Below are 24811 nucleotides of genomic sequence, written 5' to 3'. Positions count from 1 at the left end.
GGCAGAATGGCCAGCAGCAGCCATTTCAGGGCGCCAAGAATGGGTTGCAGAATGATTGGAGTGTCTATAGCAATCTTTGCGGGATAACGCCTAAAGGTTGGTGGTACTTCTGATCAGGTTGATCAAGCGCATGAAGTCAGCGTTGTTGTTATGGCTTTTCCAGCGGTTGGCAAAGCGGCAGACGATCTGCAGGTTGCCGGGGGCATAGTGGCCATCGCTGTCGATTCGGTCGAGCGAGCACATCTGTTCGTCATCGTCCTGCGCCCGATCCAGCTGCATCGGTATGCCCGTGAGCGCGCACAGGCCTTCCTGCATGTGGTACAGCTCTTCAATGTAGAGTTGTAGTTCCTCTTCGTCTGGGAAGCCGAAATCTTTGTTCTTGGCCCAGCGGACTACTTCTTGGCCGTTGGACTGTTGTGTTGTTTCCCATGCGATGCGTGCCATCCGGTATGAAGCAACTTTGAGGTTGCTAAACGAGCTCACAAGTCCAGCTTTACGCACGGCCGTTTTTTCTCGCCACTCTCGGCGCTCATGCCATGGGGTCAGGTCGTTCCCATGGACAAGCGCCAATGCGTACTCTGCATAATCGGGGGATAGCTGTTGAAGGGTAGCTTCGGTTGAAAGGAAGTCCCACGCCTTCGGATGCAATGCACTCCATTCCAACCGACTACCGCTCAAGCTGACTTTTGCCCAGGGTTTGCAGGGCTTATGGCACACGTAGACAGTCTTGGGAGGCTTAGCGCTGGGGTCTTCGTCAAGCTCAAAGGCTGGGGCGTCAGGTAGCGACTCTGTCCACCACAGATCATTCTTCTCGCGGTGAATCCAGATATCGCCGGATGTTTGCGCAATGATGGTCATCAAGTTGAACCAGCGTGATGCCACCCCGAGTGTAGGAACCATGCCTCGGGCGGTTTTTTCATGTTTCAGTGTGGTCTCGATAAAGCCTTCACGGTCGCCTGCAGCCCAGAAGCTATGGGTCTTTTCGGCGTTCATAGTGGCAACGGTAGAGCGACGAAGGCAGTTGGGCCACTCGTAGTTTTCACGACCGAAATTGGCGATGAATACCCGCCTCATGTGCTTTTTCTTCCTTGCTTTGCCTTAGGCACGGTAGAACGTTGAGCTTGGATGCGTGCCAGCAGCACGCTGGCCGGTTCGTCGTTGGGGTCTTGGGGTACCAGTTCACCACGGAAGGCCTTGACCAGGATGCTGTGGGTCAGACTGTCGATACGGCTCTTGGCTGAGGCGACTTTGGCTTCGAGTTGGTCGGCGTAGGCTAAGAGTTGTTCGACACGCCGGAGGATTTCGATTTGTTCCTCGTATGGTGGCAAGGCGACTGGCAGCCTCTTCACATCGGCCAGATTTATACCTTTTTGCGCCACACCACGGACTTTGCCGACCAGTAAACGCTGCCCAAGTGGGCTCTGAAGAAGACTTGCAAGATAGAATGGCAAAACTGATGGAAGCGTCGGAATCATTGCTACTTCACGACTAATATTGCAGTCACGCAAAGACTCAGGAGCTACGCCAACATTCCCCACGGAGCCACGAATCGCCAGTAATACCTCGCCACCTTTGAGTCGAGTTCTTTTGTAGCCTTGCTCGATATCTGGGGAAACGACCTTTAGGCCTGAAGTGTCAATAAATAGATTCTTTACATCACCACACCTAACAGTAGGAACCCCTTTACTGACAGCGTTACCCGTCTGAACGATTCCGTAAGGAATCCCTCTTTCTGGCTCAACAAGCTGTTCCAAGGCGTATTTACTCCAAAAGGAAGGCAATGGTTCTCCCAAGAGTTCCTCAGCTCCAGCCAGCTCTTTCATGCCAAGGGCTTTCGCCTTGGGGTTTAAGGCGATATCCGGGCATGTAGTGTTTTTCTCACGCCGGTCTTCTGTCAACCGCCCAGAAACCGCAGCAGCAAGGACTGATTGGCGAAAGCGTTTAAGCAAGGCAGGGATGGCATCGATGCGGGCTTTGAGGGGGTCGACCTGGGCTAGTAGCTCATCGAGTTTATGTGCGATGCAGGTTTGTTGGGCGCGTGGAGCTAACGGAATTCTAAAAGCCTTAAGAATGGTCTGACTAATGTTTTGCTGACTTGCTCCTTGTCCTAATTCAATAAGTTCAGGTCTTGCTAGTTTCAATGCGTAAAATAGATATTTTTTGTCTGCGATATTTTCATGTTCATAACAAAAAGCGATGGCTTGATTCGTGCAGCACTCAATCTTTGTTATAGCTAACTTCCCGATTGAACCGTACATGGCAATCAAAATTGTCCCCACTGGGACAATTTTGGCTGAACTATTCGCCACTCCTAACTCGCTTAGGGAGTTACGTGTTGATGTCAACGGACCGTCGCGCAGATCACCTATAACGGCCCACGGTATTCCGCCATCGTAGTACGCCTGATTTCCTTTGGGAGGGGTACCGCCGCTGCCCCATGAGCCAATTAGCTCCAGTGGGACTGAGGCCCAACTTGTTGGCAACTCACTCATCGCAAACCTCCTGAGCCACCGCCAGACCCATCACCTCCGCCATCAGTTGCTTTTGCGCCGCCACTTCATCGTTGGCGCCCAGCGCCTTCATCAGCTCTTCTAGCTCATGCAGGGCTTCGGTCAGTTCGGCCATGGCCTCGCCGGCCAGAATTTCCGGCGCGGGCAGGTCGTTGGCGTCGAGACTGTGGGCGTCCTTGAGCCAGCTAATATCCAGTGAGTCGCCGCGCTCGCGAATCTGATCACGGGTGAATACTCGGAAGCGGCTGAGTTCGCTGAGGCCTTCAACGTTCTCGGCGCGCGGACTATTCCCATTCGGATCATTCCCGTAGGCATCCTCGAATGGCTTGAGATGGGCGGCGCCGAACGGGGTGCGCTTGCCGAAGTTGGGCATATTACTGCGCAGGTCGTAGACCCATACGCGCTTGGTGCAGCCTTCATCCTGTTGCGGGTTGTCCGGACTGCCTTTCTGGAAGAACAGCACGTTGGTCTTCACACCCTGGGCGTAGAAGATGCCGGTGGGCAGGCGAAGGATGGTGTGCAGGTTGCACTTGTTCAACAGGTCGCGGCGCACGTCGGTGCCGACGCCTGCTTCGAACAGCACGTTGTCGGGCAGTACCACGGCCGCACGACCGCCAGGTTTGAGGCCCCGATAGATATGCTGGAGGAAGGCCAGCTGCTTGTTGCTGGTGTGGTAGGTGAGGTCGTCGCGGGTCGGGCCGCCGCCTCCCTTGGCGGTGCCAAACGGTGGGTTGGAAAGAATCACATCGACTCTGGGCAGGCCCGCTCCCACCTGGCCTAAGGCGTTGCCCAGGTGGACGACGCCCTCGTCGTCGCCTTCCATGCCGTGTAGTAGGGTGTTCATCAGCGCCAGACGGCGGGTACCGGGCACCAGTTCGATGCCGACAAAGGCGCGGCTGCGTTGGAAGCGGCGGGCCTTTTCATCCAGCGTGTAGAGCTCGTCGGTGTGGCTCTTGATGTAGGCGTCGGCGGCAATCAAGAAGCCGGCGGTACCGGCGGCCGGGTCTTGGATGGTTTCGCCGGGCTGCGGTCGGATGCAGCGGATGATGCTGTCGATCAGGGGGCGTGGCGTGAAGTATTGGCCGGCGCCGGATTTGGTTTCGCTGGCGTTCTTTTCCAGCAGGCCTTCGTAGAGATCACCGAGGCCATCTTCCCGGGCGCTGAACCAGTCGATGCCATCGAGGCTCTTGATAAGTTGCTCAAGGTGGCGCGGTTCCTTCAGGCGGGTCTGGGCGTCGGCGTAAATGGCGGCGATTAGCGGGTCGCTGTTCTTACCCAAATCCAACAGCATCTGTCGGTAGTGGTTGAGCAGAGTGAGTCCGGACTTCCCTTCGAGGTCAGGCCAGCGGCCACCAACGGGCAACTTGTGGGCGAAGTCGGCGTTGTTCTGCACCTGCTCGTATTCCATCTTGATGAACAGCAGCAGCACCAGCTCGGTGACGTAGTCGTTGTAATTGATGCCATCGTCGCGGAGGACGTCGCAAAGGTTCCAGAGTTTCTGGACGATATCGCTGTTGGTCATGGGGTTCTCGTAGAAATTGAATAATCTGGTGTAGGAACGAATTCACTCGCGATGGGGGCGACGTGATGTGGCCGGTGATCGAGGATAAATCCGTTCGTACAAATACGTGCGCTGGATGTGTGGTAGTAACTGCCGCGGTCGTCGAGGATGCTCAACCCGTCTGCGGCCAAAGGTTGTCGTTCAGTGCTTCTATGACGTCGTTGAGGTGGCCAGCGAGTAGCTTGTCCAGCCGCTTGGTGCCGCCATCCTGGGCAAAGTTTCGGTTGAGCACCTCATGGTCGAGTATCACTTCGTGAGTCAGTTGCTTGGCCAGGCGGTCCAGCCATTTGCGCTGCACTGGCGTCCAGGAATGCAACCCGTAGATTTTCTGCATGGCATTGTTTACGCGCTGCTCGAAGGGTAGGAGTGCTTCGCCGATGGCGGCCTGGCGAATGTAGCCAACGATGCTGGCGGCGATTTCCTGGTTGGTCTGGTTACGCCAGGCGCTACTCAGGTTCGCCTCGCTGTAGCCGTTCTGGTCAAGCAGTAGGCGGACTTCGCGAAGCTGATCACGAGTGAGGTCTTTGGGGCGATTGACTACAACGCCGAGCGCGACGGACTGATTGAGCTGGTTGTGGATGAACTGGTGGAAGCTCTCCAGGTAATCCTGCGGTTTCTGGTTACTGCCGTAGTTCTGCTCGCGCAACATCAGCTCGTCGTTGTGGGTGGCGATCACCGGATAGTTTTCCGAACCCAGCAGGGCGCTGACTTCGGCCAGTTGGCCAAGCAGGTGGTTGTGTTGGCGCATGAAGTTGGCGGCCTGCTGCGGGCCGAGGTCCTGCAGGTGCCTGTGCAATTGCGCCGGCGCCACGCCCCAGGCGTCCTCCAATTCATTGAGCTTCTTCTGCAGCGTCGGCTTGGTTTCGGCCTTGTGGCTGGCCTTGCGCAGGATGCGCATCACGCGTTGGCTCAGTTGGTCGAGCACGTCATGGGCGTGACTGCTGCCTTCCACGTTGCCGGGGGCGTCGAAACTGCCGCCCTGAGTCAGCTCGCTGACCAACTGCTCCAGCGTTACGTTAGGATTCTTCACCAGTGGCTTCATGGTGTCGACTTCTTCCAGGCTGGCGTAGAGGTCGACGGGGTCGTAGATGCGGAATACGGTCTTGCCGATGTCGTCACAGCGGCGGGTCGCGCGGCCTTTCATCTGCTCGTAGAGGATGCGCGAGCGCACGCGACGCATGAACACTAGATTGCAAATCGCCGGCACGTCGATGCCAGTGGTAAGGAGGTCAACGGTGATGGCTATGTTGGGGGTGCGCTCGTTCTTGTAGCGGCGGATAAGTTGTTCGACCTTATCGCTCTGGCCGGTGATGATCTCCACGCTAGCTTGGTTGTATTGATCACCGTGCAGGTCCTTGAAGGCGTCGTCCAACAGGTTTTTGACTCGTTCGGCGTGTGCCTGGTTGACGCAGAAGACCATGGTCTTCTCTTCGCCCTGCGGGTCCAGCTCCTGAGCCAGTTGCTCACAGATCACCTTATCGAAACCAGGGGTGATGACCCGTCGGTTGAAGGATTCGATGTTGAAGTCGAGTTCGTCTTCTAGCTCGGCTACATCGACTTCCCCGGTCTGGGAGTTGATCACGCTGACACTATCGCCCTTGGCGAAATGAATGCCGTTCTGGCTTAGCAATGTTTCATAGCGGATTGGCGGTTCGTGGTCTATCAGCCAGTCCTCAGCCACGGCTTCGCGGTAGCTGTAGGTGAATACCGGTTTGCCGAAGATTTCGCTAGTGTGTTTGGCCGGGGTGGCGGTGAGGCCGACCTTGCAGGCGTCGAAGTAATCGAGCACGCGGCGGTACTGCGAGAGGTACTGGCCGTGATCGCGCACAGCCAGTTCTCCTTCGGTCATTTCTTGGTCGAGGGTGTAACCGCGGTGGGCTTCGTCGACGATGATGCAGTCGAACTCATCAATGGGTGGAGGAGTTTCGGACTGGAAGATGCGCCGCACCATGGCCTGTACCGTGGCTACTTGAATGCGGGTTTCCGCTTCAGCGGCCATGTCGCCGAGTTCCTTGACGTCGTAGATCTGCGCCAAGGTATGGTTCTGCTCCAGTGGTGCTTCGTTGAAGGCATCGATAGCCTGCTGGCCAAGAGCGCTCCGGTCGACCAAAAACAGAATGCGTTTGAAGCGTTCGGCTTTAAGGAAGCGGTACATCAGACCGATGATGGTGCGTGTCTTACCTGTGCCCGTAGCCATAGCGAGCAGGCAGTCGCGCTGGTTGTTAGTTAGCGCCTGCTCTACTGCACGGATGGCATTTTCCTGATAGTTACGTAGCTTAAGATAGGCGAAACCTTCCTGTTGCAGCTGCGCCTCGGCTTCTTCGCGGCTGCGCTTGAGCAAGTCGAGCAGTCCTGCCGGAGTATGGAAGTCCTGCAGTGGTCGGCGCAGGTATGCCGGACTGCGCAGGTCACGAAACCAGATGCCTGACTGTTCTGCCAGTTGTTTGATATAGGGCCGGCCGTTGCAAGCGAAGGCAAAGGGAATGTGGAAGCTACCGCCTTGACCATCGAGCCATGGCTGACTCAGGCCCGAAAGCTGCCAACCTTTTTGATGTCCGTCCGCGAGGACAAATTGGCGGGAGTAGCGCTCTGCCTGGGGTATGCGGTTGGCAATATTGATGCGTTTGCGCTTTGCTTCGACCACGGCCACGGGTGTGAGCCCGGCGAACAGCACATAATCGGCATCCTCTCCCGGCTTACTGGTAGGCCATTCGGCAATGGCCTTATTCTTGCCCTTCTCTGGACGTGCACCTTTGCTGTACTTGAGATCCAGCGAATCTGCCTCCCATCCGGCTTCAATCAGTTGCTGATCGATCAGGATACGGGTTAGGTCCTCGTTGAGGTCAAAGCTGCTGCTGGCCTGCTGAGTCTTGTGCTTGACCAACTGCGTGGTCTGAGGTTTGGCTGCAAGCTCCTGCTGTAGGGCTTTGACGCGCTGCTCAAACTCATCGCGCAAGTTGGTTAGTTCGGCTTCGTGTGCCTCGGCGAGTTGCTTGTGGCCACGGGACTCCGCATCCATCTGCTCGGCAAGAACGGCATACTCCTCAGCCTCGCGTTTTTTCAGCTCGGCGAGTTGCTGGTTCGATTCCAGTTGTTGATTTGATTCATTGAGTTGGGCTTTGAGTAGTTCGATCTGGCTTTGCAAGTCGCGGAGCGGAACACTGGGGTCTGCCGGTGTAGCGAAGGGACCTGGTTTGAAGGTGCTGCCTGCTTTGCCTAGCGCCTTATGAAACCACACGCACAACTCACGTGCCACCTTGAGGCCATCCAGAGCATCGCGGTGGAGTGTGTGGAAGCCATGGGTGGCCTTGTTGCCTTCGATGCGCAGAGTGTGGAACAGACTGACGATGTTGCGATCTAGCTGGATTTCGCGGCCAAACTTGTATAGCAAGTCAGCCTGCGTAGTGTTGGAGTCGAATTCGATGCCGGCGCGACTGGCCAGATCCTGTGCCAACGCTTCTCCCAGTTGCCGGAGCTTTATCAGCGTGGTGTTGGGGTCGCTGGAGAACACGTGCTCGGCCGTATTGGCGAGCTGAAACAATACTGGGTCGTGTTCTTTGAGAAAGGCAAAGTTACTGCTTGTGGTCATCGTCGATCCTTCGCGAAAGCCTTATGCCACTGTCCATGAATGAAATTGCGCCCAGCTTTACGAAAGTTACCGTAATGATATGCATATGGCCAGTTGCCCAACGTGCTCCTTCTTGGAAAAGCAAAGAAGACTCATCAGGAGCCAATCGGGAGCCAGCCGGCATTTTGAAAGAAATCGGGATGCAAGGACGTGCGGCACAGCTGCTGCTCAAGGTCGAGGTGATTGACCGGTGATTGACAGCTGGGTTTTTGAGAAAAGGTTTGCGAACACAACCCCTTGATTTTAATGGTGGGCCCACACGGACTCGAACCGTGGACCAAGGGATTATGAGTCCCCTGCTCTAACCAACTGAGCTATAGGCCCCAGAAGGCCGCCGATTATAGCGATGGATTGAAGGGAGTGCTATCCGAAAAATCCGAAAGGCGCATACGAAGAAAGGTCGCGGCGAAGCGCTCGGGGGGCAGGGGCAGGCTGACCAGGTAGCCCTGGATCTGCTCGCAGCCTTCGCGGGCGAGGAACGCCTGTTGCGCCGGGGTTTCAACGCCTTCGGCGATGACGGTCAGTTGCATGCTGCGGCCCAGGGCGATGATCGCTCGTACGATGGCGGCATCGTGGGGGTCGTCGGGCAGGCCGCGGACGAAGGACTGGTCGATCTTGAGGATGTCCAGCGGCAGGCGCTTGAGGTAGCTCAGCGACGAGTAGCCGGTGCCGAAGTCGTCGATGGCCAGTTGCACGCCCAGGCGCTTGAGTTGATGCAGCACCACCAGGGCTTCCTCGGCCTGGCTCATGATGAAGTTTTCGGTGATCTCCAGCTGCAGCGACTGCGGGCGCAGGCCGCTGTCGGCCAGCAGTCCTTCGATGCGCTTGAGCAGGTTGGGTTGGCGCAACTGGGCGCCGGCGAGGTTGACCGACAGCGGGCCGAACTCGTGGTACAGCCGTTTCCACTCGCACATCTGCCGGCAGGCCTGTTCCAGCACCCAATCGCCGAGCTGCAGGATCATCCCGTTCTCTTCGGCCAGCGAAATGAATTGCTCGGGCGGCACGTCACCGAAGTTGGGGTGTTTCCAGCGGATCAGCGCTTCGGCGCCCACCAGGCTGTGGGTGTCGATGCTGAACTTGGGTTGGTAGCTCAGGCTCAGTTCGTCGCGCTCGATGGCGCGGCGCAGCTCGTGCTCCAGCGCGATGCGCGTGGTGGCCTGGGTGGTGAGCTCGCGCGTGTAGCTCTCCACCCGGTTGCGGCCCTTGGCCTTGGAGCGGTACATGGCGGCATCGGCGTTCTTGACCAGCGTGGCGACGTCGCTGCCGTCCTGCGGATACAAGCTGGTGCCGATGCTGGCGCTGGTGAAGAACTCGTGGTCGCCGGCCTGGAAGGGGGCGGCGAAGCAGGCCAGGACCTTGGCGGCGATGTGCTCCGCATCGCTGGCGTGGGCCAGGCCCGGCAGCAGAATGATGAACTCGTCGCCACCCAGGCGGGCCACGGTGTCGATGTCGCGTACTTGCTCCTTGAGGCGCTGAGCGATGCCCTTGAGCAGCAGGTCGCCGACCGGGTGGCCGAGGCTGTCGTTGATGTGTTTGAAGCGGTCGAGGTCCAGAAACAGCACCGCGCCCTGGCCCCCGGCTTCGGTCTGGCTGGCCAGGGCGGCGGCCAGGCGGCTTTCGAACAGGGTGCGGTTGGGCAGGCCGGTCAGGGGGTCGTGATGGGCCTGATAGTCCAGTCGCGCCTGGGCGTGTTTGAGGCTGGAAATGTCGGCGAACACTGCCACGAAATGCGTGATCGCTTCGTCGCCGTTGCGCACCGAGCTGATGGTCAGCCAGCTGGGGTACAGCTCGCCGTTCTTGCGCCGGTTGCAGATCTCGCCTTGCCAATGCCCCTCGGCCGCCAGGCGATGCCACATGGCGATGTAGAACGCGCTGTCGTGCTGGCCCGAGGCGAGCAGGCGAGGGGTCTGGCCCAGCACCTCCTGTTCGCTGAAGCCGGTGATCTCGGTGAACGCGCGGTTGACCATGCTGATGCGCTGCTGGGTGTCGGTGATCAGCACGCCCTCGGCGGTGCTCTCGAACACGGTCGCCGCCAGCGCCAGCTTGTGCTGCATCTGGTGGCGCTCGGTGATGTCGCGGGCAATCGTCAGCATGCACGCGTCGCCACCGATCGGCAGCGGGCGCACCGAGACCTCACAGAGTCGCACCTGGCCATCGATGCGCCGAATGCGGCAGGCGAAGTCGCGGACGAAGCCTTGCCGCTGCAGTTTCTCCAACAGCCGCTTGCGCTCGTTGGGGTCGGCCCAGATGCCCAGCTCCAGGGTCGAGCGATCCAGCGAGGTCTTGCTCTTGTGCCCGGTCATGATGCTGAAGCCTTCATTGACCTCGATCAGCAGCCCGTCGCTCTGCCGGGTCAACAACATGCCGTCGGGCGAGGCGTGGAACGCCTTGGCGAATTTCTCTTCGGAAATCTGCAGGCGCTGCTGGGTCTGCTTGAGTTCGCTGATGTCGCGCACCACCACGACCAGGGCGGCGGTGGTTTGCAGCTCGAAGGGCTCGGCCGAGAGCAGCCCGGTGAAGCGCTGCCCGTTGTCGCGGCGGAAGGTCATCTCCAGATTGCGTACGCTGCCGCCTTGCAGGCGCTTGAGCAAGCGCGGTGCCACGCCGTCCACGCCCCAGATGTCCAGCTCGGCGGCGCGGCGTCCGACCACCTGCGGCGCCTTCAGACCGATCTGCTCTTCGAAGGCCTCGTTGACCTCCAGCAGGCAGCCGTCGCTGAGCCGCGCGATGACCAGAATGTCGGGGCACTGGCGGAACACCGAAGCGAATTTCTGCTCGGACAGGCGCTGGGCCTCCTCGATTTTCTTGGTTTCGCTGATGTCGATCATCAGGCCGCGCATCACCGGGCGCAGGTCATGCTTGATCAGGCTGACGATGTCACGCACCCACAGGCTGCGTCCGTCGGCGGTGATCACCCGGTATTCAAGGGCGTGTCCTACCCCTGCGGCGGTCTGTTCCGAGCAGTAGGCGCGCGCTCGGCGAGCATCCTCCGGGTGCAGGATGCGCTGCCAGAAGCCCGGCTCCAGCCAGCTCTGCAGAGGGTAGCCCAGCAGGGCCTCGGCATGGGGCGAGACGTAACTGTAGGTGTAGTCGGTGGTATCGGCTTCCCAGGCAATGGCCGAAAGGCTCTCGACCAGGCCGCGATAATGGTATTCGCTGCTGCGCAGCTCATGCTCCAGGGCAATGCGCTGGCTGATCTCCGACGTCAGGCGACGGTTGATGCGAATCACCACGCCCAGGGCAATCACCAGCATGACCAGCCCTGGCAGACCGTAGATCAGGGTGTTGTACCAGTCGCGCGCGGGCGTGGCATCGGCCACAGTTTCCTCGTCCATCGACGGCGCGCGGTCGTTCGCCAGCGCTGCGAACACAGGGCGAGCGTTTGCGCCGTCGGTGTATAACGACGGACGTTCAAGTTGCCCAGGCGGGTAGCCAGCGGGAGGAGGGGTGTCGGCGATGGCTGGCCCGGCGAGCGAAGTCAGCAGCACAAGAGCCGGCAGTCGATGCATGGCAGCCTCGGTGGACCAGCGCAGAAAGGGCCAGTGTAGTCGGGCGCGGCGGCCAGCGGGAAGAGGGGGTGATAACAAACTTGAAGGCCATCGGTCCATGATGCAAAACCCCCGACAGGGCCGGGGGTTCTGGTGGTGCTCGTCGCAGAAGCTTATTCGTCGAGGAACGAGCGCAGATGCTCGCTTCGGGTCGGGTGACGCAGCTTGCGCAGCGCCTTGGCTTCGATCTGGCGGATACGCTCGCGGGTGACATCGAACTGCTTGCCGACTTCCTCGAGGGTATGGTCGGTGTTCATGTCGATACCGAAACGCATGCGCAGCACCTTGGCTTCCCGTGCGGTAAGGCCGCCCAGCACTTCGCGCGTGGCTTCCTTGAGGCTTTCCACGGTGGCCACGTCGATCGGCGACTGCATGGTGGAGTCTTCGATGAAGTCACCCAGATGGGAGTCTTCGTCGTCACCAATCGGCGTCTCCATGGAGATAGGCTCCTTGGCGATCTTCAAGACCTTGCGGATCTTGTCCTCGGGCATCTCCATGCGCTCGCCCAGCTCTTCAGGCGTAGGCTCGCGACCCATCTCCTGCAGCATCTGCCGCGAGATGCGGTTCAGCTTGTTGATGGTCTCGATCATGTGCACCGGAATACGGATGGTGCGTGCCTGGTCGGCGATCGAGCGGGTGATGGCCTGACGAATCCACCAGGTGGCGTACGTCGAGAACTTGTACCCGCGACGGTATTCGAACTTGTCCACCGCCTTCATCAAGCCGATGTTGCCTTCCTGGATCAGGTCGAGGAATTGCAGGCCACGGTTGGTGTACTTCTTGGCAATCGAGATCACCAGGCGCAGGTTGGCCTCGACCATCTCTTTCTTCGCCCGACGCGCCTTGGCTTCGCCGATCGACATGCGACGGTTGATGTCCTTGATCTCGGCGATGGTCAGACCGGTTTCCGCTTCCAGCGCGCTCAGCTTCTGCTGGCAGCGCTGGATGTCGGCCTGCAACCGACCGATGGCTTCGGCGTACTTCGCCTTGCCGTTGGCCAGGGCATCACTCCAGGTCTGGTCGACTTCGTTGCCGGGGAACTGGCGCAGGAAGTCGGCACGCGGCATGCGTGCATCACGGACGCACAGCTGCATGATGGCGCGTTCCTGCTGACGCAGACGCTCCAGGGCACCACGAACACGCTCCACCAGGCCTTCGAACTGCTTGGGTACCAGCTTGATCGGCATGAACAGCTCGGCCAGCAGCAACATCTCGGCAATGCCTTGCTTGCTGTGACGGCCATGCTTCTTCAGCGCCTTCAAGGTGACGGCGAGCTGGTCGGACACGGCGCCGAAGCGCTGCTGGGCGATGACGGGATCCGGACCGCTTTCGACTTCGTCTTCGTCGTCGCTGTCGGCTTCCTCTTCGTCGTCATCCTTGCCATCGGCCTTGTCAGCCGATTTCTCGACCGGCGGCGGCACCTCGGCCGGCGGCGCAATGCCTTCGTCCGGGTCGATGTAGCCGCTGAGCACGTCGGACAGGCGACCGCCTTCGGTGGTCACGCGATCGTATTCGCTGAGTATGTGCTCGACCGTGCCGGGGAAGTGCGCGATTGCGCCCATCACTTCACGGATGCCCTCTTCGATACGTTTGGCGATTTCGATTTCGCCTTCACGCGTGAGCAGCTCGACCGTACCCATTTCGCGCATGTACATGCGCACTGGGTCGGTCGTGCGACCGATGTCGGTCTCGACCGCTGCCAACGCGGCAGCGGCCTCTTCGGCCGCCGCTTCGTCGGTATCGGCTTCGGCCAACAAAAGGGCATCCGCATCCGGAGCACTCTCGAATACGTTGATCCCCATGTCGTTGATCATGCGGATGATGTCTTCCACCTGCTCCGGATCTGAAATATCCTCGGGCAGGTGATCGTTGACCTCCGCGTAAGTCAGGTAACCCTGCTCACGACCACGGGTGATCAACTCTTTGATACGAGACTGCTGTTGCGCTTTTCCGGACATAACACCCTATCCACTGAAGGTCTTGGCGGGCAAAAAACAAGCCGAGGATTATACCCGAGCTAGGACCTCACGCGCCAGTTGAGGTCGGGGTTTGTGCGTGAACATTGCGGCTGAGTAGCTCGCGCAGTTGATTCTTTTCCTCTGCGCTCAGTTCACTCTGTCTTGATTTTCTGAGCAAATGCTCGAGACAACGCTCGCGTTGGCGAGCGGACAAGCTAGTTATAGTGTCGAAAAACTGTTGTTCAAGGTTATCGGCATCGATCAGCCATTCTTTCTCAGCCAGTGCTCGCAGCAGCTTGCCCTGTTCAGTGCCGTGCCAGCGCGCGATCAATTGCAGAGAGCGTAGCTTAGGATTCTTCTGCAAGGCTTCGAGCAGTGCTACCAGCAACTGCGCGTGTACCTGTTCTTCATCGGCAAAATGGCTGACGTCCTCGACCTTTTCCGCCAGTTGCGGGTAGTGCAGCAAGGTTCGCAGCGCGCTCAAAGTGGGCGGCTCGACGGTCACCGGCGTGCGCGGCTGCGGGCGCGGTTCGAAATCGCGCCTGCCTTTGCCCTTCCAGGGCTTGCCTTCCCATTTCTTCCCGCTCGGCTTGGCCGATGTCCATTGTTGCTGTGGTTCGAAGGCCGGCGGCGCGTGAAAGTCACTGAAGTCGGGCGAATAACCGGGCATCGAATCGTAATCGGCCAACGGATCATGGCTGGGCATCGGCGCGGCAGGGGCGCTTTGCACCAGTTGGCTGACGGCCTCGCCACTCAGGCCGGTGATCTGGCTCAGGCGGTTGCGCATCAACGTGCGCAGATTGGCGCCCGGTACCTTGTCGATCAGCGGCGCGGCCAAAGTCGCCATGTGCGCCTTGCCCTCTAGCGAGCGCGGATCGGCTTCTTCGGTCAACTGCTGGAAAAAATAGTCGGCCAGCGGCTGTGCGTGCTGGTTGATGCGGGCGCGGAAGGCGTCGGTGCCTTCAGAGCGCACCAGGGTATCCGGGTCTTCGCCTTCGGGCAGAAACAGGAAGCGCGCCTTGCGCCCATCCTGCAGGCTCGGCAGTGCGGCCTCCAGTGCGCGCCAGGCGGCGTTGCGGCCGGCCTGGTCGCCGTCGAAGCAGAACAGCACGCTGGGCACCACGCGGAACAGGCGCTTGAGATGCTCCTCGCTGGTGGCCGTACCCAAGGTCGCGACGGCATTGCGCAGGCCTTGCTGGGCCAGGGCAATGACGTCCATGTAGCCTTCCACGACGATGATCTCGTCGAGATTGCGGTTGTGCTTGCGTGCCTCGTACAGGCCGTACAGCTCCTGGCCCTTGTGGAACACCGGGGTTTCCGGCGAGTTCAGGTACTTGGGCTTGTCGTCACCAAGCACGCGGCCACCAAAGGCGATGACCCGTCCGCGGCTGTCGCGGATGGGGAACATCACGCGGTCGCGAAAGCGGTCGTAGCGCTTGCCCGAGTCAGCGTTCTCCACCAGCAGGCCAGCGTCGATCATGGCTTTCTGTTGCAGGCTGTCGCTGCTCAGGTGTTTGAACAGGTTGTCCCAGCCGGGCGGTGCGAAGCCCAGGCCGAAGTCGCGGGCGATCTCGCCGGACAGGCCACGACCCTTGAGATAGTCGACTGCCGCGCGACGTTGCGCATGCCCCTTGAGCGCCAGGCGGTAGAACTCCGCGGCAGCTTCAAGCAATGGGTACAGCGGTGAGTCGGTGGGCTGGCGAGGCTTGCTGTTGCGCCCGCTGTCTTCGCGCGGCACTTCCATGCCGGCGGCCTTGGCCAGTTCCTCGACGGCCTGGGGGAAGTCCAGGTTGTCGTGGTCCATGATGAAGCCAAGGGCATTGCCGCCTGCGCCGCAGCCGAAGCAGTAATAGAACTGCTTGTCGGGGCTGACACTGAAGGAAGGGGTCTTTTCCTTGTGGAACGGGCAGCAGGCCGTGTAGTTCTTGCCGGCTTTCTTCATTTGCAGGCGAGACTGCACGACATCGACGATATCGGTGCGGTTGAGCAGGTCGTCGATGAAGCCTTGGGGAATCAGCCCGGCCATGGCGTTCTCTTTATCAGCAGCCCAGGAGCGGAAGTGTACCCATTGGAAATCGGTCTGGCAGGTGTTGCAGCGCAGATTTCTGTATCGGAAACGTCTATGCGTTCAACGGCGCCCGGAGGCAGCTGTCGAAGCGGGGCGTTGCCAAAGGAATAAGTGTGCTCGTCTGCAGCCTTGCAAGGCTCGTCAGAATGACGCGCACGATCTGGCGATGAAGCCAGTTCTGACGGTTGAGGCGGGGTACTGCTGCAACTGCCGGCAGCCCGGCTGTGAGCCGGGCAAGGCAGAAGCTTGCAACGAACGTCTGTGTATTAGTACAGACGAACGGCGCGGCGCTGTTCGCGCTGGACTTTCTTGGCGTGACGTTTGACAGCGGCTGCTGCCTTGCGCTTACGCTCCGAAGTCGGCTTCTCGTAAAATTCGCGGCTACGAACTTCAGCCAGTACACCGGCTTTTTCGCAGGAGCGCTTGAAACGACGCAGAGCTACGTCGAAGGGTTCGTTCTCTTTAACTTTGACGGCTGGCATCCAGAGCTACCTTCATTCATTACCGGGGTCGACATCTCATGGCAAAATCGCGCATAAGTACGTCGGTTTTTAAGGGTTGCGGATGTTAACCCTTACCTGAGAGGAATGCAAAGCCTCTGATCGAAAACCGCTGGTCGGTGCCTTGTTCGACGACTATCATGCGCGCCTTCGAATAGAGCTCCACAAGGCCTGGGCCATGCTAGTACTGGGATTGGAAACGTCCTGCGACGAAACCGGTGTCGCATTATACGACAGCGAACGCGGCCTGCTGGCCGACGCGCTGTTCAGCCAGATCGACCTGCATCGCGCCTATGGCGGGGTCGTGCCCGAGCTTGCCTCGCGCGATCACGTCAAACGCATGCTGCCGTTGATCCGTCAGGTGCTGGCCGAGGCCGACTGCGCGGCAACCGAGATCGACGCCATCGCCTACACGGCCGGTCCCGGCCTGGTGGGGGCGCTGCTGGTAGGTGCCTCCTGCGCCCAGGCGCTGGCGTTCGCCTGGGACATACCGGCGTTGGGCGTGCATCACATGGAAGGCCATCTGTTGGCGCCCATGCTCGAAGAGCAGCCGCCGCAGTTCCCGTTCGTTGCCCTCCTGGTGTCCGGCGGCCATACCCAATTGGTGCAGGTCGACGGTATCGGCCAGTATGCGTTGCTGGGCGAGACCCTGGACGATGCCGCCGGGGAGGCCTTCGACAAGACCGCCAAGCTGATCGGCCTCAATTACCCGGGCGGTCCGGAGATTGCCCGCCTGGCCAAGCAGGGTGTGGCGGGACGCTTCACCTTCCCCCGGCCGATGTGCGACCGCCCCGGCCTGGATTTCAGCTTCAGCGGCTTGAAGACCTTCGCCCTCAACACCTGGCAGCAATGCCGCAGCGCCGGGGACGACGGCGAGCAGACCCGCTGCGACATCTCCCTGGCCTTCGAGCAGGCGGTGGTCGATACCCTGACCTACAAATGCCGCCGCGCCTTGAAGCAGACCGGTCTCAAGCGTCTGGTGATCGCCGGCGGGGTGAGTGCCAACCAGTCGCTGCGCCAGGGCCTGGAAAAAATGCTGGGTGAACTGGGTGGCAATGTCTACTACGCGCGTCCGCAGTTCTGTACGGATAACGGCGCAATGATCGCCTATGCTGGTTGTCAGCGGCTGTTGGCCGGGCAGCAGGAAACCCTGGCGATCAGTGTCCAGGCCCGTTGGCCAATGGAGCAGTTGCCACCGCTGTGAACGTTCTGGCCAGCCCGCTCAGAAGTGACGCTCGCGGCCGGCGAACAGATCGCGCAGGTTGCCGCGGTGACGCCAGATGACCAGCACCGTCAGCACACACAAGGGCAGCAGCGCTTCCGGGCGCTGCCAGGCCAGCAACGGCAGGGTCAGGGGCGTGGCGATCAGGGCCGCCAGCGAACTGGTGCGGGTGAGCCGAAAGGTCAGCGCCCAGGCCAGCAGGGCCAGCAGCGCAGCGGGTGGGTACAGCCCCAGCAACAGGCCGGCCGAGGTGGCCACGCCCTTGCCGCCCTTGAAGCGGAAATACAGCGGGAACAGGTGGCCGATCACCGCGCAGAGCCCGATCCAGGCTTGCTGCCCGAGTGTCATCTCGGCCCAGGCGGCAGCCAGCACCGGCAGCAAACCCTTGCACAAGTCGCCCAGCAGAGTGAGGATGGCGAGCTTTTTACCGGCCAGGCGCAGCATGTTGGTTGCCCCGGCGTTGCCCGAACCGCTCATTCGCGGGTCGGGGGTGCCCGTCGCGCGGCTGAGCACGATAGCGAAGGACAGCGAGCCGAGCAGGTAGGCGCCAAGCGCCAGCAACCAGAACATGCTTACTATTTCCGGGTATGGAAACCCTTGATTCTAACGGCGCCTGGCGCCCTTGTCGTGCTGCGGAGTGAAGTGCTTGGACAGAGTGTTTATCGAAGGTCTGGAAGTCGACACGGTGATCGGCGCCTACGATTGGGAGCGCGACATTCGTCAGTGTCTGCGTCTGGACCTGGTGTTCGCCTGGGACAACCGCCCGGCTGCGGCCGGCGACGACCTTACCCTGGCCCTCGACTATGCGACGGTGTCGCAGCGCGTCCAGGCATTTGCCGCACAGGCCCGCTTCGAACTGGTCGAGACGTTCGCCGAACGTCTGGCCCAGCTGTTGATGAGCGAATTCGGCATTTCCTGGCTGCGGCTCAAGGTCACCAAGCCGGGCGCCGTCGCGGCGGCGCAAGGTGTCGGCGTGGAGATCGAGCGCGGATGTCGCTGAATCGAATCTACCTGGGCCTGGGCAGCAACACCGACCGTGAACGCCATCTGTGTGCGGGGCTCGATGCGTTGGCGTCCTTGCTCGTGGACATGCGCTGTTCGCCGGTATTCGAAAGCCAGCCGGTGGGGATCAAGAGTGGCCCGTTCTTCAACCTCGTGGTGACGGCGCTGACCGATCTGCCGTTGACCGCACTGGATCGTCGGCTGAAGTTCATCGAAGCCGACAATGGCCGCTACGCCCCGGACCGCAAAGGCCTGCCATTGGATATCGATGTGTTGCTGTACGGCGACCTGGCCGGCAACTTCGACGGACTGGTATTACCCCGTGCCGAAATTCTGAAAAATGCATTCGTACTGTGGCCATTGGCGCTGATCGCGCCAGAGTTGGTGCATCCAAGCGCAGGAGTGAGCCTTGACCAGCTTTGGCGCGAGTCGACAATAGACCAGGTGTTGGCCCCCGTCCCATTCGAATGGCGCGGCCAACAGTTGACTCCCGCCACGCTTTGAATCATCTGCGTCTTCTTCGCAAGTACAGCCCGCTCCCACAGGCAGAGCCTGCCCCCCTGTGGGAGCGGGTCTCTGCCCGCGAAGAGGCCCGTAAAGCCGCCCTCAAACCCCCGCCTTATATGCCTTGAGTGCCTCCAACCGCGCCCGCTTCAACGCCTCGCCCAACGCCTGGCCCTTGAACCCCTCGGCAACCAGCGGCTGAACCGCCACCCCCCGCGCCGCTGCAGCCGCGCCCCTTAGATAATCCGCCTGGGGATATTCCCGTGCCTCGAACCCCAACCTGCCACGCGCGTCCATCTCACAGGCAATGATGAAATCCTCGAAGCGCTGGGGGCGCCGGTACACATCGAAGTTCTGCAACAGTTCCAGCAAGGTCGACGGCTTGAGCTCCAGAGCGCGATGAGCATGGGTGTGATATTCACCCACCAACACCGCCAGCTCCTGACAATCCCTGGGCACCTTGAAGCGTTCGTTGACCGCCTTGATCAACTTCACGCCGCGCTGCTCGTGGGCGATATGCCGCGGCCACTCACTGGGGCGCGTAGTGCCCTTGCCCAGGTCGTGCAGCAGGCATGCCCAGCGCACGCTCAGCGGCTGGCCATGGCGCGCGGCCTGCTCCAGCACGCTCAGGGTATGCACCCCGGTGTCGATCTCCGGATGATGAGCCGGCGGCTGTGGCACGCCAAACAACGCGTCGACCTCAGGCAACAGGTGCTCCAGCGCCCCGCAATCGCGCAGCACCTGAATGAACACCTGGGGATGAGCTTCCATCAATGCTCGGGAAATCTCCTTCCAGCTGCGTTCAGCGGTCAATGCCTCCAGCTCGCCTGACTCGCTCAACTCACGCATCAGCTGCAAGGTCGGTTCGGCCACGCGAAAGCCCAGCCCGGCATAGCGCGCGGCGAAACGTGCGACCCGCAGCACGCGCAAGGGGTCTTCGATGAACGCTGGGGACACGTGCCTGAGCAGGCGGTCGCTCAAGTCCTGCTGGCCGCCGTACGGGTCGATGATATGGCCGTCGGCGTCCTCGGCCATGGCGTTGATGGTCAGGTCGCGCCGCGACAGGTCCTGCTCGAGGGTCACGTCCGGGCTGGCGTGGAAGACGAAGCCGCCATAGCCGCGTCCGCTCTTGCGCTCGGTACGTGCCAGGGCATACTCCTCGCCGGTCTGCGGGTGCAGGAACACCGGAAAATCGCTGCCCACGGGGCGATAGCCGTCAGCAAGCATGCGTTCGGCGTCGGCACCGACCACTACTCGATCAATGTCCACAACCGGTATACCCAGCAAGCGGTCGCGCACCGCTCCACCCACTTCATAGATCTTCATTGCAACACCTCCGATGGCCCGGAAGGATAACACCAAGCCATCGGCGGTTTTGTGCACGCACCTGTCTCAGAGGTGGACGACGTTGAGGTCCATGCGCCCATGGCTGCCGTCCGCGTGCTCGCTGCGCGGCGGCACGTGATGGGTCTTGACCAGATGATCGCCCTGCAGCGTATCCAGATGGATATCGAACCCCCACAGGCGGTGCAGGTGCTTGAGCACCTCGTCGGTGGAGTCGCCCAGCGGCTTGCGGTCATGTTGCTGATGACGCAGGGTCAGCGAGCGGTCACCGCGTCGATCGATGCTCCAGATCTGCACGTTGGGCTCGCGGTTGCCCAGGTTGTATTGCGCCGCCAGGGTTTCGCGAATGGTGCGATAGCCGTTTTCGTCGTGGATGGCCGGCACCAGCAACTCGTCCCGCTGATCGTCGTCCATGATGCTGAACAGCTTCAGGTCGCGGATGACCTTGGGCGACAGGTACTGCAGGATGAAGCTCTCGTCCTTGAAGCTGCTCATGGCGAACTTGATGGTCGACAGCCAGTCACTGCCGGCGATGTCGGGAAACCAGTGGCGATCTTCTTCGTCCGGGTGCTCGCACATGCGGCGTATGTCGCGGTACATGGCGAAGCCCAGCGCATAGGGGTTGATGCCGTTGTAGTAGGGGCTGTCGAAACCGGGCTGGAACACCACACTGGTGTGCGACTGCAGAAACTCCATCATGAAGCCATCGGTCACCAGGCCTTCGTCGTAGAGGTCGTTCATCAAGGTGTAGTGCCAGAACGTTGCCCAGCCCTCGTTCATCACCTGGGTCTGGCGCTGCGGATAGAAGTACTGCGCGATCTTGCGCACGATTCGTACGATCTCGCGCTGCCAGGGCTCGAGCAGCGGCGCATGTTTCTCGATGAAATACAGGATGTTCTCTTGCGGCTCGGCCGGGAACCGGGCGTTGTCTTCCTCGCGGTTCTTGTCGGCGCCCTTGGGAATGGTGCGCCAAAGATCGTTGATCTGCCGCTGCAGGTGCTCCTCGCGATCGGCCTGGCGACGACGTTCTTCTTCCGCGGAAATCGGATAGGGGCGCTTGTAGCGGTCGACGCCGTAGTTCATCAGGGCATGGCAGGAATCGAGCAGGTCCTCCACGGCGTCGATGCCATGGCGTTCCTCGCACTTCATGATGTAGGACTTGGCGAACACCAGGTAATCAATGATCGAACTGGCGTCGGTCCAGGTGCGGAACAGGTAGTTGCCCTTGAAGAAACTGTTGTGCCCATAGCAGGCATGGGCCACCACCAGCGCCTGCATGCAGATGGTGTTCTCCTCCATCAAGTAGGCGATGCACGGATCGGAGTTGATCACGATCTCGTAGGCCAGGCCCATCTGGCCGCGGGTGTAGGACTTCTCGGTGCTGAGAAAATGCTTGCCGTAGGACCAATGGTGATAACCCAGGGGCATGCCCACCGAGGCGTATGCATCCATCATCTGCTCGGCGGTGATCACCTCGATCTGGTTGGGGTAGGTGTCCAGCGCATAGCGCTCGGCGATGCGGCTGATTTCCCGGTCGTAGGTCTGGATAAGCTCGAACGTCCATTCCGAGCCCGTGGAGATGGGTTGGCGCTTCTGCTCTCTGGCGGTCATGTCGCTAACCTGCGCTGGAAGAGTTCACGGAAGACCGGATAGATATCACCGGCCGATACCAGCTGCTGCTGGGCGAACGTATCGGCGAACGACTCGCTGATGCGCTCGTATTCGTACCACAGGGCCTGATGTTCGCGCGGCGTGATTTCCACATAGGTGTAGTACTGCACGAACGGCATGATTTGCTGGGTGAGGATTTCCCGGCAAATCGGTGAGTCGTCGTTCCAGTTGTCGCCGTCCGAGGCCTGGGCGGCATAGATGTTCCATTCGTTGGTGGGGTAGCGTGCGGCCATGATCTCCTGCATCAGTTTCAGGGCGCTGGAAACGATGGTGCCGCCGGTCTCGCGCGAGTAGAAGAACTCCTCCTCGTCGACTTCGCGGGCGCTGGTGTGGTGGCGAATGAACACCACCTCGATCTTGTCGTAGTTACGCTTGAGAAACAGATACAGCAGAATGAAGAAGCGCTTGGCAATGTCCTTGGTGGCCTGGGTCATGGAGCCGGACACGTCCATCAGGCAGAACATCACCGCCTTGGAGCTGGGGTTGGGGTGCTTGACCAGCAGGTTGTACTTGAGGTCGAAGGTGTCCAGAAAAGGCACGCGATGGATGCGGGCGCTGAGCTTTTCGATTTCCCCGATCAACGCCTGAATGTCACCGAAATTGTCCGGTTCCTCGATCTTCAAGCGCTCGAGTTCAAGCTTGGCTGCCTTGAGCTTGGCGCGGCTGCTGCCTGAAAGCGCTATGCGCCGCGCGTGTGCCGAGCGCAGAGTGCGGATGATGTTGATCCGCGAAGGGTTGCCCTCGTTGCTGATACCGGCGCGTACCGTCTTGTAGGTGTCGGTACCACTGAGGTTGCGCTTCACCAGGTTGGGCAGCTCCAGGTCCTCGAACATGAATTCGAGAAATTCCTCCTGGGTGATCTGGAACACGAACTCGTCCATGCCCTCGCCGGAGTTGCCCGCCTTGCCGGGCCCCTTGCCACCGCCGCCGCCCTGCGGACGGGCGATGTGTTCGCCTGCGGTGAACTCCTTGTTGCCGGGGTGCACCACGGTCTGCTTGCCGCCGCGGCCGTGATGCAACACCGGCTCGTCGATGTCGCGGCCGGGAATGCTGATCTGCTCGCCATGCTCCATGTCGGTGATTGAGCGACGGCCGACGGCATCTTCCACGGCCTTCTTGATGTGGTCACGGTAACGCCGCAGGAAACGCTGGCGGTTCACCGTACTCTTGTTCTTGCCATTGAGGCGTCGGTCGATCACATAGCTCATTAGGCCTCCGGGCAGCCGGGCTGCAAGCCACAAGTCGAGAGCGGCGAAAGGCCCGGGCATTGGTGCCTGCCTGGGCCCGTCGCGGCCTGAAACCTACCGCGCGATCACTGCGACTTCCTGACCCGCAGATACCACTCGGACAGCAGACGGACCTGCTTGTCGGTATAGCCGCGCTCGACCATGCGAGTGACGAAGTCGTTGTGCTTCTGCTGGTCCTCCTTGCTGGCCTTGGCGTTGAAACTGATGACTGGCAACAGGTCTTCGGTGTTGGAGAACATTTTCTTCTCGATCACCACGCGCAGCTTTTCGTAGCTCAGCCAGGTCGGATTCTTGCCGTTGTTGTTGGCCCGGGCGCGTAGCACGAAGTTGACGATCTCGTTGCGGAAATCCTTCGGATTGCTGATGCCGGCCGGCTTCTCGATCTTCTCCAGTTCCTCGTTGAGCGCTACGCGGTTGAGAATCTCGCCGGTTTCCGGGTCGCGGTACTCCTGGTCCTGAATCCAGAAATCGGCGTACAGCACGTAGCGGTCGAAGATGTTCTGCCCGTACTCGCTGTATGACTCCAGGTAAGCGGTCTGGATCTCCTTGCCGATGAACTCGATGTAGCGCGGTGCGAGGTATTCCTTGAGGAAGCGCAGGTAACGCTCGCGCACTTCGGCCGGAAATTGCTCCTGTTCGATCTGCTGCTCCAGCACATAGAGCAAGTGCACCGGGTTGGCGGCGATCTCGTGGGGGTCGAAGTTGAACACCTTGGAGAGGATCTTGAAGGCGAACCGCGTCGACAGGCCATTCATGCCTTCATCCACGCCCGCGGTGTCGCGGTACTCCTGAATCGACTTGGCCTTGGGGTCGGTGTCCTTGAGGTTCTCGCCGTCGTACACGCGCATCTTCGAATAGATGTTGGAGTTGTCCGGCTCCTTGAGCCGCGACAGCACGGTGAACTGGGCCAGCATCTTCAGGGTGTCGGGCGCGCAATGGGCCTTGGACAGCGAGCTGTTGAACAGCAGCTTGTCGTAGATCTTGATCTCGTCGCTGACACGCAGGCAGTACGGCACCTTGACGATGTAGATCCTGTCGATGAACGCCTCGTTGTTCTTGTTGTTGCGGAAGCTGTGCCACTCCGATTCGTTGGAGTGCGCCAGCAGAATGCCGGAATAGGGAATCGCGCCCAGGCCTTCGGTACTGTTGTAGTTACCCTCCTGGGTGGCGGTCAGCAGCGGATGGAGCACCTTGATCGGTGCCTTGAACATCTCGACGAATTCCATCAAGCCCTGGTTGGCGCGGCACAGGGCACCCGAGTAGCTGTAGGCATCGGCATCGTTCTGCGGGTATTCCTCCAGCTTGCGGATGTCGACCTTGCCCACCAGCGCGGAAATGTCCTGGTTGTTCTCGTCGCCCGGCTCGGTCTTGGCCACGGCGATCTGGTTGAGAATGGAAGGGTAGAGCTTGACCACGCGGAACTGGCTGATGTCGCCGCCGAATTCGGCCAGGCGCTTGGTGGCCCAGGGCGACATGATGGTGCTCAGGTAGCGTTGCGGAATGCCGAAGTCTTCTTCGAGAATCGCGCCGTCCTCGGTGGCATTGAACAGGCCCAGGGGCGACTCGAACACCGGTGAACCCTTGATCGCGTAGAACGGCACCTTCTCGATCAGCTGCTTGAGCTTCTCGGCCAGCGACGACTTGCCGCCGCCTACCGGGCCCAGCAGGTACAGGATCTGTTTCTTTTCTTCCAGGCCCTGCGCCGCATGGCGGAAGTACGACACGATCTGGTCGATGCATTCCTCCATGCCGTGGAAGTCTTCGAACGCTGGGTAGCGACGAATCACCTTGTTGGAGAAGATGCGCGACAGCCGGGAATTGGCCGACGTGTCGAGCAATTCGGGCTCGCCTATCGCCATCAGGATCCGCTCGGCGGCAGAGGCGTAGGTTCTACGGTCCTTTTTGCACAGATCGAGGTACTCCTGTAACGAGAGCTCTTCCTGGCGTGTGGATTCGAAGCGTTGTTGGAAGTGGCTAAAGATACTCATGACGTCACCTCGCTCGATACGTGGAGCCGACGTCGGATCACTCAGTTGATGCTGGCGGTC

The 24811-nt window shown here is 60.3% G+C and carries 15 protein-coding genes, 1 tRNA gene and 1 pseudogene; 3 read left to right on the top strand and 14 right to left on the bottom strand.

Going from position 1 to position 24811, the window contains the following annotated elements; translation table 11 throughout:
* Positions 1-90 precede the first annotated feature (90 nt).
* From IFT98_RS18190 to rpsU, 9 genes and pseudogenes are all read right to left on the bottom strand, one after another.
* Positions 91-1074, bottom strand: a complete 984-nt coding sequence (locus tag IFT98_RS18190; protein ID WP_192050903.1) for a hypothetical protein — start codon at positions 1072-1074, stop codon at positions 91-93.
* Entirely contained in the window at positions 1071-2492 is a 1422-nt protein-coding gene (locus IFT98_RS18185) for a restriction endonuclease subunit S (protein ID WP_192050901.1), read from the bottom strand. The genes IFT98_RS18190 and IFT98_RS18185 overlap by 4 nt, the downstream gene beginning before the upstream one ends.
* The gene (locus IFT98_RS18180) at positions 2485-4032 is read right to left on the bottom strand and encodes a class I SAM-dependent DNA methyltransferase (RefSeq protein WP_192050899.1); all 1548 of its coding nucleotides are present in this window, start codon (positions 4030-4032) and stop codon (positions 2485-2487) included. Before IFT98_RS18180 ends, IFT98_RS18185 begins: the two co-directional genes overlap by 8 nt.
* A gap of 151 nt (positions 4033-4183) precedes the next feature.
* Positions 4184-7660: a type I restriction-modification system endonuclease gene (gene hsdR / locus IFT98_RS18175; protein ID WP_192050898.1), complete on the bottom strand. Its 3477-nt coding sequence runs from the start codon at positions 7658-7660 to the stop codon at positions 4184-4186.
* Positions 7661-7946: 286 nt separating this feature from the next.
* Positions 7947-8023, bottom strand: a tRNA-Ile gene (locus tag IFT98_RS18170).
* A 14-nt stretch (positions 8024-8037) separates the two neighbouring features.
* A pseudogene (locus tag IFT98_RS18165) lies at positions 8038-10986 on the bottom strand (sensor domain-containing protein); the annotation flags it as partial.
* 374 nt (positions 10987-11360) lie between these two features.
* Positions 11361-13205 carry an RNA polymerase sigma factor RpoD gene (gene rpoD / locus IFT98_RS18160; RefSeq protein WP_185795335.1) on the bottom strand — a complete coding sequence of 615 codons (1845 nt, stop codon included), beginning with the start codon at positions 13203-13205 and terminating at the stop codon, positions 11361-11363.
* Positions 13206-13272: 67 nt separating this feature from the next.
* Positions 13273-15231: a DNA primase gene (gene dnaG, locus IFT98_RS18155; protein ID WP_122795557.1), complete on the bottom strand. Its 1959-nt coding sequence runs from the start codon at positions 15229-15231 to the stop codon at positions 13273-13275.
* A 308-nt stretch (positions 15232-15539) separates the two neighbouring features.
* The gene (rpsU, locus tag IFT98_RS18150) at positions 15540-15755 is read right to left on the bottom strand and encodes a 30S ribosomal protein S21 (RefSeq protein ID WP_002551877.1); all 216 of its coding nucleotides are present in this window, start codon (positions 15753-15755) and stop codon (positions 15540-15542) included.
* A gap of 196 nt (positions 15756-15951) precedes the next feature.
* Between rpsU and tsaD the strand changes: the two genes are divergently transcribed.
* Positions 15952-16977 carry a tRNA (adenosine(37)-N6)-threonylcarbamoyltransferase complex transferase subunit TsaD gene (tsaD, locus tag IFT98_RS18145; RefSeq protein WP_122795556.1) on the top strand — a complete coding sequence of 342 codons (1026 nt, stop codon included), beginning with the start codon at positions 15952-15954 and terminating at the stop codon, positions 16975-16977.
* 18 nt (positions 16978-16995) lie between these two features.
* Here the strand turns inward: tsaD and plsY are convergent, their stop codons facing one another.
* Positions 16996-17565, bottom strand: a complete 570-nt coding sequence (plsY, locus tag IFT98_RS18140; protein WP_192050896.1) for a glycerol-3-phosphate 1-O-acyltransferase PlsY — start codon at positions 17563-17565, stop codon at positions 16996-16998.
* 76 nt (positions 17566-17641) lie between these two features.
* Here plsY and folB point away from each other — a divergent pair, with 76 nt between their 5' ends.
* Positions 17642-17995, top strand: coding sequence for a dihydroneopterin aldolase (gene folB, locus IFT98_RS18135; protein WP_122714929.1), 354 nt, complete (start codon positions 17642-17644; stop codon positions 17993-17995).
* Positions 17986-18501: a 2-amino-4-hydroxy-6-hydroxymethyldihydropteridine diphosphokinase gene (gene folK, locus IFT98_RS18130; RefSeq protein ID WP_192050894.1), complete on the top strand. Its 516-nt coding sequence runs from the start codon at positions 17986-17988 to the stop codon at positions 18499-18501. Before folB ends, folK begins: the two co-directional genes overlap by 10 nt.
* A gap of 102 nt (positions 18502-18603) precedes the next feature.
* Here the strand turns inward: folK and IFT98_RS18125 are convergent, their stop codons facing one another.
* The 4 genes from IFT98_RS18125 to IFT98_RS18110 form a co-directional block, all read right to left on the bottom strand.
* On the bottom strand, positions 18604-19827 hold the full coding sequence (locus IFT98_RS18125; protein WP_192050892.1) for a multifunctional CCA addition/repair protein: 1224 nt from the start codon (positions 19825-19827) through the stop codon (positions 18604-18606).
* A 66-nt stretch (positions 19828-19893) separates the two neighbouring features.
* Positions 19894-21456 (bottom strand): SpoVR family protein, encoded by a 1563-nt coding sequence (locus IFT98_RS18120; protein WP_192050891.1) that lies wholly within the window; start codon positions 21454-21456, stop codon positions 19894-19896.
* Positions 21453-22724, bottom strand: a complete 1272-nt coding sequence (locus IFT98_RS18115; protein WP_122714933.1) for a YeaH/YhbH family protein — start codon at positions 22722-22724, stop codon at positions 21453-21455. The genes IFT98_RS18120 and IFT98_RS18115 overlap by 4 nt, the downstream gene beginning before the upstream one ends.
* A gap of 104 nt (positions 22725-22828) precedes the next feature.
* Positions 22829-24751 carry a PrkA family serine protein kinase gene (locus IFT98_RS18110; protein WP_122714934.1) on the bottom strand — a complete coding sequence of 641 codons (1923 nt, stop codon included), beginning with the start codon at positions 24749-24751 and terminating at the stop codon, positions 22829-22831.
* Between the last annotated feature and the right edge of the window lie 60 nt (positions 24752-24811).

The sequence above is a fragment of the Pseudomonas sp. CFBP 8770 genome (genome assembly GCF_014841705.1).
In the GTDB taxonomy this organism is placed as follows: Bacteria; Pseudomonadota; Gammaproteobacteria; order Pseudomonadales; family Pseudomonadaceae; genus Aquipseudomonas.
The sequence above is the reverse complement of the archived record's forward strand: the minus strand, read 5'-3'. Positions and strand labels throughout refer to the sequence as shown.